Source organism: Bacillus sp. RIT 809 (assembly GCF_016892495.1).
In the GTDB taxonomy this organism is placed as follows: Bacteria; Bacillota; Bacilli; order Bacillales; family Bacillaceae_G; genus Bacillus_A; species Bacillus_A cereus_U.
The window spans coordinates 21,094-34,571 of the sequence record NZ_JAFEMR010000021.1; the positions used below are offsets into that span (position 1 = coordinate 21,094).

Below are 13,478 nucleotides of genomic sequence, written 5' to 3' on the forward strand. Positions count from 1 at the left end.
TGCAAGATTGCGGTGTGCCATCACCACTCCCACAACAGACCATATAGGTTCGTGGGCTACGGTACTGTGACCATACCGTACAGATTGTTCGTTCTCAAATGTTTTTACGTCTTTTGCATGACGACTTAATACATTTTACGGAGTAGAAGAATTTGCTACCCCAACCTCATATGTATTCTGTTTTCAGAGAACAGTCGTTTTAAAGTCTTTTGCATGACTATGAATAAAGTATCGTAAATTCTGTAATACGATTGTGATGGGTAATAACTATGTTGCATTTGTTGCGCTTGTAATGCTTGTTGCTGTGCTTGTATAGCCTGATGAACGGCTTGAATAGTACTTTGCGCAGGCCCTTGCCCTCCTAAAGGACGCATTTGCGTTTCATTGTAAAAATAATTACAACGCATGCTTTATTCACCTCACCTCTGTAAATATTTTTGTATTCCATCTTTCATACTATGAATATTGAATGAAAAGGGATTATTCATTAAACTTTTCACCTTGCAATTCCTAAATCTCTTTCTATATCAAATAACGTTTTTATTCAGTTTTCACTTTCATAATTCGATATGCAATATTTCATATTTCATTATCGTAATATCACTTTATTCCCTGTACTTCGTTGGAACCCTATTGATTTCAAGCGTTATATCAACATTTGTAATTTAATTCCTTATTTTAATCCTCTGATTTCACCCTTAAACACTATATTCAAATAATTATATTGGATTTTTTTGCTCTACACATATATAAAAATTTTGTGTATTATGTAGCAGAAGGGTAATTAAAAGACTTACTCTTTGCTATTGAGGGAAGAGCCTGAGAGCCATATCAGGCTCTTCTTTGCTTATATACCATGTATTATAATACGGATTTTATTACCTTAACTTCTAACGCAACCACAGCATGTGTATCCACCCAAGGAAATAATACTTTATTCTTTTCGGATCAAGTATTATTAAACGGTAGTCCTGCTGCAGGGGTAGTAGTCAGCTTTTCATTTAGTAATCCTTCTCTTGCCTTTATGGTTCCTCTTGCTACCATCACCAATGCTTCAGGTAACTTTACCGCTGTATTTCTAGCCGCAAATGGACCTGGAACGGTAATTGTTGCTGCGTCACTTCTTGATTCTCCTCGAACAATGGCTAGCGTCACAATTACCATTGTGAATTGTCCGTAGTGGTTTTATTTTTATCATTGGGTTGTTAAGTCTGTATTTCTTAACACCCACCGAAAATGAACAGTAAATAAAAAGATTTAGATAGTATATTGTGAGCCTCATATACTACCTCAACAAACTAAAAAGGCCTACTCGCACGAGTAGGCTTTTGAAACTATGAAAGCTTCGTTAATAATTGATTTAAATCTTTTTTCGTTTTCGTCGTTAATGACTTCATTTTATTAACATCTATCTTTTCTTTCTCCGCTCTTATAATTAATGGATACAAACTTTGTTCAATTGTTTTGTATTCAGTTGGATGTGATGCCTCTATATCTTTTTCAATTACATCCCACTTCTCATTAATTTGTTTTCCAAGTTTATTTACTGTTTCTAATTTAGGATTTGCAGCTAATTGCTTGTCTAAGCTTTCAATTAAGGTAACAACTTCTTTTACATTTGCTTTCACAGCGACGTTTTTCTTCGGATCTTTCGTTGTCTTTCCGTTATTGTTTGTACTTGTGCTTTGATCTGTCGTTTTCCCGCTAGTAGTTTGATCATTCGTTTTTCCTGTCGTTTCTTTTTCTTTTGTTGTTTTGCCGTTACTTTCTGTTCCTGATGATTCCTTTGTATTTTTTGCATCCTTATCTGTTTTTTCATTCGAAGAAGTATTTGTGTCTTTTTCAGTATCTTTCGTTGTTTTTGACGCTTCATCTGCACTTGTCGTTTTTGATTGCTCTTCATTTTGCGCTGTTGCTGGATCCTTCTTCGCTTCATCTTTATCTGTGAAGGTACTACAAGCTGCCATTGAAAGCATTGTACCAATTGCTACTGATGCGATAGCGACCTTTTTCATTTTCATATAAATCCCCCTATGTTTATATAATTTATCCTCCTCTTTACGATTCTATTTTCCCTTAAAAAATCCCTTTTCACACGAATCACCATCTTTCCGACAGTAATCTTCATAATAATACGTACAAAAAACGATAAATTTATTTTAATATTCGAGTTTCTTCTACCTCATTTTTCTTCTCTGTAGCAAAAGAAAAAGAGTATATTGTCACATGAAGATTTACAATCTACAAATGACAACATACTCTCCTATCAATTTTTTATCTTTCTTGACATTTTATTTACACAAAGAAATAAAATAATTCCTAATTTTTTTATTTCTCAACACTTGTTAACATAATATTTTTATGAAAAACCACCGTTCGAATGAATGACTTGCCCAGTAACCCACTTCGCCTCTTCACTTACTAAAAAAGCGATTAAACGGGCAGCATCCACCGGTTCTCCAACTCTACCTTGCGGGAATTTCCATACTAAATGATGCTGTAATTCCTCTGTAATCCATCCTGTATTCGTTGGTCCTGGATCAACAGCATTGACTGTAATCCCCTTCTCCATAGCTACTGGTGCAACTGACTTTGTAAATGCTTCTATTGCTCCCTTTGTTGCTACGTATGCCAGTTCATCTGGCATTGGCGCTAGTGACTGCCCAGAAGTAAGATTGATAATACTTCCACTCGTTTTAAGTGAAAAATGTTTCATAAATAATGAACTTAATAGCATAGGAGCACGAACATTGACCGTATAATGTTTATCTAACTGCTCTACATCTAACTCTTCAATTTTCGTATGAGTAGAATACGCCGCATTATTAATAAGAATAGATGGCTCACCTAAACGTTCTGATACCATATACAATACACGATTAGGCGAATAAGACTGCGATAAGTTGATTTCTGCCATTTCACATCGAACGCCGTAACTTTCAATTTCCTTTTTCAACAAAAAGGGTTCTTGATCATTCATTCCCCACGGCATTGCTTTATCATACCGAGGCCAGTACGTGAAAAAGACGTCTATCCCCTTTTGAGCAAGCACCTTGCATACAGCTGCACCAATTCCATTCAGACGAGTTGCCCCTGTTACAATTGCTATTTTCTTCACCTTTTCTCCTCCATCTATAGATAGATCCTCTGCACGAATACAGAGGATCTACCTTCTTATTGAATATTTGACAATATACGCTCTGCACCTAATTTTAAAATTCTAATTAAAATTAAATTGGCAATGGTAAACAGTATAAATAAAATAATAAACATAACCCACAGTCCTACCTGAAGGACAAAGTATAATACACTTACTCCCGCTACAATAATTAAAGCTATTAAAATATTAGCTAAAAAATTCCATAAAGTTGTGTATCGACTCTTAAATAATTTCTGTTCTGTATCCCAATGTATATCTGCAGTTTGTGCATCCCAGCGCGTACCGATTAAATTAATTAACAATAGCCCGTTCGCACTTAGCAAGAACCAAAGTATCATAAAGACTGGGGAAACTTTTGCTACAACTGCCATCGTAATACCGAATACTGCTAAAATGACCACATTAATTAACCAAGCAGTTATTGCTTTCGCAAAAAAGATATCCGAAGCCTTTACTGGTAAATAACGATTCACAAACCATGAACTTCCATCTCGAGAAAATGACGTCGTTGCAATAACGTTACTCCCCATTAAAAATAAGGATGCACAAAGGCCAACACCAATTGCAAAGCCTGCTGATTCTGGATTATCAATATATTCCGTAATCCATTTTAAATTTCCATCTTGTACAAATAAAACAAAGAACAGCATAATTGGCATAACGAAAGTTTGCACAATACAATTTAAGAAAAATTGTGGCGTGCGGAATAACGTTTTAAATTCTTTTTTCACATATGCTTTTAAATGAGAACTTTGTACTGTTGATTTCTGTAAACCTTCTGCTGAAATTACCTCTTTCTTTGCTGTACTCGTTGAAAGACCAATAACCCCTTTTAAATATGTACGCTCTGCAATATAGTAAAACAGCCCGAAAAACGCGATAGAAATAAGAATGTATATTAGTACGTATAATATTCCCTTCCACGATGCATTTTCTACTAATCCCATTGCACCAAAATATGTAGTCGGAAAATAATTTGTCATTTGTATGAAAAGGGAGGATTGATTATTTACAAGATAATTCGCAACTGAATCTCCAGCTCCAGATACTGCACTTTTATTTCTCCATTGCATAAATACATTGATTCCGACGATAAATAGTATACTTACGATTCCAATAAATATACTTCCTCGATCTTTATTTTTCGCTATATTCGTATACCTCATAATAATTGTCATAATTAACGAAGCTAGCACTAACGGAACGATAGGGAAGAATATGTAAATGACAACCATATAAATGTAATATGTAATGAAAGCACCACTCTTTAAACCGTAAGTAATAAAGATAGGCCATAAAATAAACGAGCTCATTACGTATTGTGTAATTAACACTGTAAAGAACTTTGCCGAAATAATTTGCGCTGGTTTTAACGGTAACGGTAGTAACATTTCAACATCATTACTATAGTAAAACACTGTTAAAATGTTCATAATACTCATCAAAAATACCCATATACTAGCAATAGCTAATCCCATTGCAATAATAATCCCTGGATCCTGTCCTAGATGTATCATTCCTTCATACATTCCATGCGTCATCGAACCAAATATTAAAAACCCAACAAATAAAATCGCTGCAAAGGAGAATAAATATGCCCATCGTTTCTTTTTATCAGTTATAAAATCTGCATAATTTAATTTCAATAATACCTTCGTTAACGTCCATATTTTACTCATTACCCGTCATCTCCAAGAACATTTTTTCAAGTGATTCATTGGATTTAAAATGATCTCTCATTTCATTTAAATTTCCTTTAAACTGCAAATTCCCCTTATTAATAATAGCGACGCGGTCACATATTTTTTCCGCCACTTCTAATACGTGTGTAGAGAAAAATACAATCTTCCCTTTATCTGCATGTTCTCTCATCATTTCTTTCAAAATATATGCAGATTTCGGATCAAGCCCTGTTAACGGTTCATCTAAAATCCATACATCCGGCTCATGTATAAGCACACCAATAATAACAATCTTTTGCCTCATACCGTGTGAATAACTTTGAATTTGATCAGATAAAGCATTATAAAGATCAAACTTCTTCGCTAAAGACTCTATTCGTTCTTGCCTTACTTCCTTCGGCACTTCGTACATATCAGCCATAAAGTTTAAATATTCAATTCCTTTTAATCGTAAAAACATATCCGGGCTATCTGGAACATAGCCAAATGTTTTCTTCGCTTCCATCGGGTTTTTCATAATATCTTTACCATTGATTGTAATGGTCCCTTTGTCCACCCCATGAATACCAGTAATCATCTTAATTGTCGTTGATTTACCTGCACCATTCGGTCCTAAAAATCCGAATATTTCTCCGCTAGGTACAGATAAACTTAAATCTTTTACTGCGTAGTTAGATCCATTATAACTTTTTGACACATTCACAATTTCAATCATTACATCCAATCCTTTCCTTAATTACCAATTAACTATATTGATATTATAGCATACTTATATTTTCAGATTTTTACATTTTTCAGTTTTTTAACCTTTAAAATAAATATAAACTCCTAATCCAACGATTAAAACAACGGCTAGTATAATATAAATCATCGTAAGTCGTTTAATATTTCCTTTTGTCGCTTTACTATAATTCGCATCACCATTTCGCCCAATTAACACCGTTCCAATTACAGTAATCACTACAAGTAATATAACGATCATTATCCCAGTTAACATTTCTTCCTCCCCCTCCTTACAACCATTTTACGATATTTCCCTTTTTATTTTACAGAATATTTAACCTTTTTTACTATTATTATGAAATAAACCGCAAAACTATTATTACTATGAATTTCCATATGTGATATATTTATAACATATAGTGATTTATCCCGCATTAACTGGCAGTAAGACTCCCACCTCAAAATTCGGCTGGAGCAAAGAAGTTAGGTGGGAGATCAACTGCCCGTAAACGCCCGATTGGTGAAGGCTAATAATCAGTGGGGGATGAACACCCCCCCACTGATTAAAGTTTCACTTTATTTCTAACATCGAAAGGAGAATCTATCGTGAAAACAACTTGGATTAAATATTTAGGATTTCTCGGTTTCTTTGGGTTTCTCGGATTTTTTTACGAAAAAGGACTGTTTACTATGTTCTGTTTCTTCTCCTTTTTCACGACATATAGAAAAGTTCATCACGATGAGCTTTTTGAACAAATCGTCAATAAATCATGCCGCAATGCCTTTATCATTACATTACTAACAACAACTATCATTATGTTTATTGAAATGTTATTTCCGAATCCATTTTTACAAGAGATTGATATCGCTCTTATTTTCAGCACACTCATTCTTACATTCGGATTCTCTATCTTCTTTTACGATAAACCTGTGGATGAAATGGAAGATGCACCATGGCGTTCGTAACGAAGATAAAAGAATACCGCGCCAAAGTGCATATGACGCAGGAAGATTTAGCGAAAAAGGTTGGTGTACGTCGTGAAACGATTAGCCATCTTGAAAAAGGAAAATATAATCCTTCCTTACAGCTTGCTCATGATATAGCGAGAGCACTGCATAGTACGATTGATAAGATTTTTATTTTTGAGGATTAATAAAAGGGTACTCAAAAAACTCTAACCAACAACTGTTAAATATTTTATTATTGATGTTTTTGGACTTTTATTACTATATGGTTGCATATACATTATTCTTAATATACTCTAGTGAACAGCATGATTAATAATTCTTTTAGAGAATACCTTATGCTTTCTCTTTGTATGAATGCCGACAAGCAGATAAAAAAGGAGGCTAATCAAAATCAGCCTCCCTCCTCATTATTTATCCCACTAGTTACGGGCAGTAAGACTCCCACTGATTAAAGTTTCACTTTATCACCCATACAAAACCGCATGAAATACACCTAACAGTAAGTATTGATCCTCTATATAATCCTCATCATATACATTCATCTCGATGTAATACATATCTTCCTCAAGACGAATATTCCAATCTGCTATTACATAGCCCTTTCGTAATACCTTTCCAATCCCAAGTGAATTTTTGTGAACAACATATTCTTCTGTCTTATATGTAAAGGTAAATAAGAAATTTGCATCCAATAACTTTCCGTCACATACAATTATTTCATGCTCTGCACCATTATTATCGATGTACGTTACTAAAATCTTTCTTTGGCGCCGCCTACTTGCATCCTTTGCAATGATGCGAATATTGTCCTTACTATCCTTTATTTCATAATTGATATTACTACCAACTTTTGGAATGAAGTCTAGCACTTTCATCAAAGTATTTTTATAATAGCCCCGTACTACACTTACTTGTTTGCTTCCATTGTAAACCTCTATCGGCATCGTGTCTGCCTTACTATCACACAGTCGTTTGTAAGAAAGCTGCATAATCCGCTCTCCTCTTAAGTACTGATCAAACGTCACAGGATATTCTATCGCGCGCAGTTCCTTATTTAGCTCATATAAATAGCGTTGAACGCTCTCTACTAATGTTGCAGTAGATATACGCTCCTGAAGTTCAAATTCTTGCCAACCGGAAGAAATTCTCCACTGATTGTCCTCTTCATAGAAAAAACAAAGAATTAACTCATCATCTTCAATCGTTTCATAATTCATATGTATGTTCTGCCCGTGTTGAACTTGTTCCATCCACTGTCCTAAATAAATGCCCAGCTCTGCGACCTTCATGCATGACTTTTGAAAAAGTACTCTATCACCCACACAAATCGTTAAATCCCCTTCGATAAAGCCATTTGTATAAGCAACATACCGTGGCTCATCCTTCTGTGGAATAGCCTTGTCTAACTCAAATAAAAACGTTAACATCCTTCACTCACCTCTAGTTGTTACACAGCTCATACTTGACATCGCATTACTCTGAGAAACTATGTATTATATACACATATTTAATTAATACCTTATAACACGTGAATGACATTAGTATAGTAGCGCTATTTTTTCTTTGCGAATTCCCTCAAAACAACATACTCCCAATATATCGACCACAACTCAAATTATATCAGCGATTTTTTCAATATATCGATTTACCGACACCCATCGACAATAGGAAAATCTTATGAGAAGGAAACTACTTTTCCTTCTACAATTTCCATAATACGAAGCAGACTCTCCACTTCATAGGTCGGCTTAACACTTGTCTTGTTTTCTTTCAGACTCGGGTTATACCAACACGTATCAATACCGTAATCTTCTCCGCCTTTCATATCAGAAGTTAAGGAATCTCCAACCATTAGTACACTTGATTTATCAGTAATTCCAAGCTTTTCAAATGCATAATCAAAAATCTCACGTGCTGGTTTTTGATGGCCTACCTCTTCAGAAATAATGATATGATCAAAGAAGTTACATAAAGGCGAATTTCCAATTCTAGATTGTTGCACCTTAGTGTATCCATTCGTAATAATACCTAACTTACAATCTTGAAGATTCTCACATAGTTTCACTGCACCTTCTATAAGATGTACTTCTTTCCCTAAGTTTTCAAGGTATACGTCACTAAATTGCTGCGCGTCTACTTCTATATTATGAAGAACAAATAATTGTCTAAATCGATCTACCGCTAATTCACTTAGCGTAATCATTTTATTTTCTAAATCTCTCCATAATCCATTACTAATCTCTTTATAACTTGCAAGATAATCATTATACCCTGTAGGCATGCCAAATTGTACAAACGCGTTATGTAATGCGTTTCTTTCTGTTTCAGGGAAATCTAATAATGTATCGTCTACGTCGAATAGTATAACTTTGTATTTCATGATGTTCTCCTCAATTCCTATATTCTCATAGCTTAATTATAGCAACAATAAGAAAAGGAGGCTAATCCAAACCAGCCTCCCTTCTCATTATTTATCTTCTAGCAATAACACTTTCATTTCCTCTAACGATTCTTTCGTAAATCCAAGAGCTTTTTCAGCATATGCTTCAACTGATCCATACTGCTTTTTAACTTCATCAATCGCAGCTTGTAAATACTCAGCACGAGCTTCAAACATCGCACCTAATATCGCTCTACTTTCATCGTTTTGTAATTTTGCACCTAAAAATGCCATCATTTTTTCGTTTAACTTCTCACGGAAACCGTTACTTAATAAATAGTCTTGCATTACCGTTTCTTCTGATACACCTAATAGAAGTAATAATAATGCGGAACCAAATCCAGTACGGTCTTTTCCAGCTGTACAGTGGTTTACTAATGGTAAGTTCTCTGGATTTTGTACTAACTTTAAGAAGCTCACGAATGCCTCATTACCACTTACAAAATCTTGATTCATTTTCACAAGATATTCACCAGGTTTTCCTAATACTGATAAATCACCAACTTGGAAAAACTCATTTATATTTAAATCTTTCGCTAAGTCTTGCATAACTGGTAAGCATACTTGGCGAGCACCTGTAATGCCTGGGTTCGGCTTATGCTTTACTTCAAAATCTGTACGGTAATCACAAATTAATTTTAAGCCTGACTTCTGTAAATACTCAATATCCCATTCTGTTAATCCTGCTAATTCTTCAGAACGATACAATTTACCCCATTTTACTTTACGGCCTTCAGTCGTTTCATATCCGCCCATATCACGGAAGTTAAACGCACCTTGTAATGGTAATCTACGCTCCGCGACTGTAACTGCTTGTCCATTACTTCCTACTAACCTAAAATAGGGACGCTCATTTTCACTCGGATTGGCAATTGTAGTAAATGACTCTCCATTTACCGTCACAAGTAATTCACCATTTTCTTCAATATGATCTGGTGAAGTACCCCAATAAATTTTAACTTCTTCTATATTATTTTCCCACTCTATATGTAACGTGTTATCTTCATTTCGTTCTACAGTTGCTTGTAACCAATTTATTTGTTGCTCCATACTTCCACCAACACTTTCTTCGTATAGTATAATCCTTCTCTATTGTATTATAGGAAAGCTTACTTTGTCGTTTCGATTTTTCTTTTTATCTTACAAACATGCAAAAAGTTCTTTTACTCGTTCAAAATTTGTACATGGATTCCCGCTAAATGAGTTCGCGAGACTACGTCATTCATCCTTCTAAACCCTTTTCACATATCGCTCACTACAACTCAGCTGCTGACATCCATTCTTTTCAAAAACATCATTCATCCACTCATCTTGTACATTTGCCTCACCAATATAATAAGTGGCTCCTATTTCCTTTAATACAAACATCGTTTTTGTAAATAAGTCAGATTCATATCCTTTATTTCGCATACTCGGAGCGACTGCGAAATACATAAGTTTCCCTTCTTCTAACGTACCTCTTTCAATAAACGGGACTACAATTCCTATCGGCTCTTCATTTGCAACAGCTGTTAAACAATGTTCTTTCCATTGCCCACCAATTTCTTGTAGCATCATATTTACAAATTGATCATACGCTATTTCTTCTTCCATCAGCTCATTCCAAAGAGAATAAAAAGCGTCTTCTCCGATCTCTTCAATAAGCTTAAAATCAATATCACTTTCTATATCTTCCACTTCATATATATCTTTAAATACTATTATATTTTCAGCAATATGTTCAAATGAATACTTTCCAAAGCATTTCTTATATACATCATAATTGGGACTTGTTGAAGAAACCTCAAATTGTAGATTTTCTAATCCACCTTTTTTCGCCTCAGTAACAAAATATTGCACCATTTCTTCAATTTGCTCTTCTGTAAAAACCTCTGCATTATTTTCTTTTATCATTATAGAAGAAGCACTTCTTCTTATTTTAAAATGTTTTTCTAATTGTTTTATAATCGTCATACTCTTCCCTCATCTATGTAATACTTGAATTTAAGTTTGGTCTCCTTGCATGAGCAGGATTGTCCTTGAATATATAGAATACTAGAAAAGATCGCATCTTTAAAGTGCGGAGGAGGTTCTCCATTGGATATTACAGCGCTGCAACAACAGTTAGAGCTTATACAACAAAATGATTATTCGCACATGCAACATATAGATATAAATGAGTTAACGACGAACATGCTTCAGCACATTGGAACTACTGACAGTTACATTCGCTATCAGCTGATTTATAATTGTTTTTCTCACTTTATTCAATATGAGCTTCTACTCGATGATCAACTTAAATCACTTTTACATACTTGTTTAAGCGATGAATACTTATATTTTGATATTAATTCCCCATATACAGATGGGGTTTTCACACGCTCTTATACTGTTTCATTAATTGCTTTAATCCTCCAATTTTCCAACTCCCACTACTTTCTAACTGAGGAGGATGTTACAGAAATAAAACAAAATCTCATAACATATACAAATTTAGAGACTGATTTCCGTGGATATATTGAAGATAAAGGCTGGGCTCATTGTATTGCACACGTTTCTGATGCATTTAATGAAATTATCCAAAATTCCTATATTACCTTTGAATGCTATGAAGAAATGATACATTGTTTATTAAATAAAATCTTCACTTCGGCAGATATTTATCATAATAATGAAGATGAAAGAGTTGTCACTCCGTTAGTATCGATGGTATATCATGACTTTGCACAAGAAGATTTAATTTCAATTATTCATAAAAAAGTACAGAGACTTCCTCAAATTAGAAAACGCCTTTCTCTCAATGAATATTGCATTTTATGCGCCAACATTAAAACATTTTTACGTACATTATTCTTTAGAACAAAAAATGATCACAACTTAGCTTTTACCGCACATAAAACGGAAAAAATGTTAAAGGAACTGCCCAACTATTATTAAGTGCAAGGAGAAAAAATATGGGTTATATTGAAGACATGAGACAACGAGTAGGAAATCATCCACTCATTTTAATAGGATCACACGCCATTATATTAAATGAAAATAATGAACTATTACTGCAGCTCCGTACAGATTTTAACCGCTGGGGGATTATTGGGGGTGCATTAGAATATAACGAAACACTAGAAGACGCTGTGAAACGCGAAGTATTTGAAGAAACTGGACTTACCGTAAAAAATGTAGAACTGTTCCGTACATACTCAGGACCAGATTTCTATCAAATCTATCCAAACGGTGATCAAGTACATGGTGTACTCGTTGTTTATATTTGCCGAGAATTTCAAGGTGAACTTGTATGCGATCAAACGGAATCGAAAGAACTACGCTTCTTTCCGCTTGATGAGTTACCTAGCAATCTTCCTCCTGTTATTGAGAGGATTATTACAGATTTCCAACAAAAACAAGGGAACGCTTAACGTTCCCTCTCAAATCCAATCCGTTTTTTTATTTCCGCTAAATTCACCTTCGCAATAGCCCGTGCCTTCTCAGCACCTTTTTCTAACGCCTCATATAGTAAATGCGGCTCATTCATATACTTAACGTATTTTTCGCGAGAATCCGCTAATTCACGGTCTACAACGCGGAATAACTCTTTTTTCACATCACCCCAACCAATTCCAGTCTCATACTTTTCACGCATCGACTGAATCTCATCCTCTGTCGCAAATTCTTTATAAATCATAAATAACGTTTCCAGTTCTTTCTGTTCATTTGGAAGTGAAGAATCTGTTTTTATTTTAAATATTAACTTTCGGAGTTTTTCTTGCTCTGCAAATAACGGGATGACATTCCCATAACTTTTACTCATTTTTCTTCCATCAAGACCAGGTAAAATCGCTCCTTCTTCTTGTATCACATACTCTGGAAGCGTAAATGTCATACCAAATGTATGATTAAAGTACGTCGCAATGTCACGAGCAATTTCAATATGCTGAATTTGATCTTTTCCGACAGGTACATGAGTAGCTTGAAATAATAATATATCAGCCGCCATTAAAATCGGGTACGTATATAATCCCATATTCACACCTGCATCTATCTCTAATCCCGCTTCTTTATTTTGCTCTACCTTCGCCTTATACGCATGAGCGCGGTTCATAAGTCCTTTCGGAGTTAGACAAGCTAATATCCAAGCTAATTCTAGAATCTCCGGTACTTCTGTTTGTCGATAAAAAATAACATCTTCTCCAAGTCCAAGCGATAACCAAGTAGCTGCTACCTCTTTCGTATAACTACTAAACTGATTCGGATCATGCACCGCATTTAATGCATGATAGTCAGCTATAAAGTACAATGCTTTTCCTTCATTATTCTCTGACATTTGCAATGCAGGTTTAATCGCACCAATATAATTTCCTAAATGCGGATAACCTGTCGGCTTAATTCCTGTTAACATTACTTTCCCACTCATACTAACTCCTCCTTTCTCAAAGTAAAAAGAGCCTCTCATCCTTAAAAAAGGACGAGAGACTCCCGCGGTACCACCTTAATTAGCTATCATTAGCTCACTTCATACTTCGATAACGTG

Annotated in this window: 16 protein-coding genes and 1 other annotated feature (1 of these 17 running past the window's edge); of the genes, 4 read left to right on the forward strand and 12 right to left on the reverse strand. The window is 34.8% G+C overall.

Annotated elements, in window-relative coordinates:
• Positions 1 to 155: 155 nt before the first annotated feature.
• The 7 genes from JTF23_RS20505 to JTF23_RS20535 form a co-directional block, all read right to left on the reverse strand.
• On the reverse strand, positions 156 to 407 hold the full coding sequence (locus tag JTF23_RS20505) for a DUF3947 family protein (protein WP_204209542.1): 252 nt from the start codon (positions 405 to 407) through the stop codon (positions 156 to 158).
• 541 nt (positions 408 to 948) lie between these two features.
• Positions 949 to 1,164, reverse strand: coding sequence for a hypothetical protein (locus JTF23_RS20510; protein WP_016105502.1), 216 nt, complete (start codon positions 1,162 to 1,164; stop codon positions 949 to 951).
• Between the two features lie 170 nt (positions 1,165 to 1,334).
• Positions 1,335 to 2,021 carry a hypothetical protein gene (locus JTF23_RS20515; RefSeq protein ID WP_016105503.1) on the reverse strand — a complete coding sequence of 229 codons (687 nt, stop codon included), beginning with the start codon at positions 2,019 to 2,021 and terminating at the stop codon, positions 1,335 to 1,337.
• A gap of 338 nt (positions 2,022 to 2,359) precedes the next feature.
• Positions 2,360 to 3,118 carry an SDR family oxidoreductase gene (locus JTF23_RS20520; RefSeq protein WP_002161088.1) on the reverse strand — a complete coding sequence of 253 codons (759 nt, stop codon included), beginning with the start codon at positions 3,116 to 3,118 and terminating at the stop codon, positions 2,360 to 2,362.
• Positions 3,119 to 3,174: 56 nt separating this feature from the next.
• On the reverse strand, positions 3,175 to 4,839 hold the full coding sequence (locus JTF23_RS20525; protein WP_204209508.1) for a putative ABC transporter permease subunit: 1,665 nt from the start codon (positions 4,837 to 4,839) through the stop codon (positions 3,175 to 3,177).
• The gene (locus JTF23_RS20530; protein WP_002146599.1) at positions 4,832 to 5,557 is read right to left on the reverse strand and encodes an ABC transporter ATP-binding protein; all 726 of its coding nucleotides are present in this window, start codon (positions 5,555 to 5,557) and stop codon (positions 4,832 to 4,834) included. Before JTF23_RS20530 ends, JTF23_RS20525 begins: the two co-directional genes overlap by 8 nt.
• An 87-nt stretch (positions 5,558 to 5,644) precedes the next feature.
• Positions 5,645 to 5,839: a hypothetical protein gene (locus JTF23_RS20535; protein WP_002142517.1), complete on the reverse strand. Its 195-nt coding sequence runs from the start codon at positions 5,837 to 5,839 to the stop codon at positions 5,645 to 5,647.
• Between the two features lie 332 nt (positions 5,840 to 6,171).
• Between JTF23_RS20535 and JTF23_RS20540 the strand changes: the two genes are divergently transcribed.
• Both JTF23_RS20540 and JTF23_RS20545 read left to right on the forward strand, forming a co-directional pair.
• The gene (locus JTF23_RS20540) at positions 6,172 to 6,531 is read left to right on the forward strand and encodes a DUF2178 domain-containing protein (protein WP_002110899.1); all 360 of its coding nucleotides are present in this window, start codon (positions 6,172 to 6,174) and stop codon (positions 6,529 to 6,531) included.
• On the forward strand, positions 6,519 to 6,719 hold the full coding sequence (locus JTF23_RS20545) for a helix-turn-helix transcriptional regulator (protein WP_002110900.1): 201 nt from the start codon (positions 6,519 to 6,521) through the stop codon (positions 6,717 to 6,719). The genes JTF23_RS20540 and JTF23_RS20545 overlap by 13 nt, the downstream gene beginning before the upstream one ends.
• Positions 6,720 to 6,998: 279 nt before the next feature.
• Here JTF23_RS20545 and JTF23_RS20550 read toward each other — a convergent pair whose 3' ends face one another.
• The 4 genes from JTF23_RS20550 to JTF23_RS20565 all read right to left on the reverse strand — a co-directional run bounded on the left by JTF23_RS20550 (position 6,999) and on the right by JTF23_RS20565 (position 10,927).
• Positions 6,999 to 7,961: a tubby C-terminal domain-like protein gene (locus JTF23_RS20550; RefSeq protein WP_016105505.1), complete on the reverse strand. Its 963-nt coding sequence runs from the start codon at positions 7,959 to 7,961 to the stop codon at positions 6,999 to 7,001.
• Positions 7,962 to 8,209: 248 nt separating this feature from the next.
• Positions 8,210 to 8,914 carry a YjjG family noncanonical pyrimidine nucleotidase gene (locus JTF23_RS20555; RefSeq protein WP_016105506.1) on the reverse strand — a complete coding sequence of 235 codons (705 nt, stop codon included), beginning with the start codon at positions 8,912 to 8,914 and terminating at the stop codon, positions 8,210 to 8,212.
• An 87-nt stretch (positions 8,915 to 9,001) separates the two neighbouring features.
• Positions 9,002 to 10,024 (reverse strand): tyrosine-protein phosphatase, encoded by a 1,023-nt coding sequence (locus tag JTF23_RS20560; RefSeq protein ID WP_016105507.1) that lies wholly within the window; start codon positions 10,022 to 10,024, stop codon positions 9,002 to 9,004.
• Between the two features lie 180 nt (positions 10,025 to 10,204).
• Positions 10,205 to 10,927: a GNAT family N-acetyltransferase gene (locus JTF23_RS20565; protein WP_016105508.1), complete on the reverse strand. Its 723-nt coding sequence runs from the start codon at positions 10,925 to 10,927 to the stop codon at positions 10,205 to 10,207.
• A gap of 123 nt (positions 10,928 to 11,050) precedes the next feature.
• On the opposite strand from JTF23_RS20565, the gene JTF23_RS20570 reads away from it, so the two are divergent.
• Together JTF23_RS20570 and JTF23_RS20575 are read left to right on the forward strand one after the other, a co-directional pair.
• Positions 11,051 to 11,890: a DUF2785 domain-containing protein gene (locus tag JTF23_RS20570; RefSeq protein WP_016105509.1), complete on the forward strand. Its 840-nt coding sequence runs from the start codon at positions 11,051 to 11,053 to the stop codon at positions 11,888 to 11,890.
• A 17-nt stretch (positions 11,891 to 11,907) separates the two neighbouring features.
• Positions 11,908 to 12,366: an NUDIX hydrolase gene (locus JTF23_RS20575; protein WP_204209509.1), complete on the forward strand. Its 459-nt coding sequence runs from the start codon at positions 11,908 to 11,910 to the stop codon at positions 12,364 to 12,366.
• Here the strand turns inward: JTF23_RS20575 and JTF23_RS20580 are convergent.
• Positions 12,363 to 13,400 (reverse strand): tryptophan--tRNA ligase, encoded by a 1,038-nt coding sequence (locus JTF23_RS20580; protein ID WP_204209510.1) that lies wholly within the window; start codon positions 13,398 to 13,400, stop codon positions 12,363 to 12,365. The two genes, JTF23_RS20575 and JTF23_RS20580, sit on opposite strands and share 4 nt — an antisense overlap.
• A gap of 5 nt (positions 13,401 to 13,405) precedes the next feature.
• Positions 13,406 to 13,478 (reverse strand) — a binding site (T-box leader); it runs 135 nt beyond the window's last position.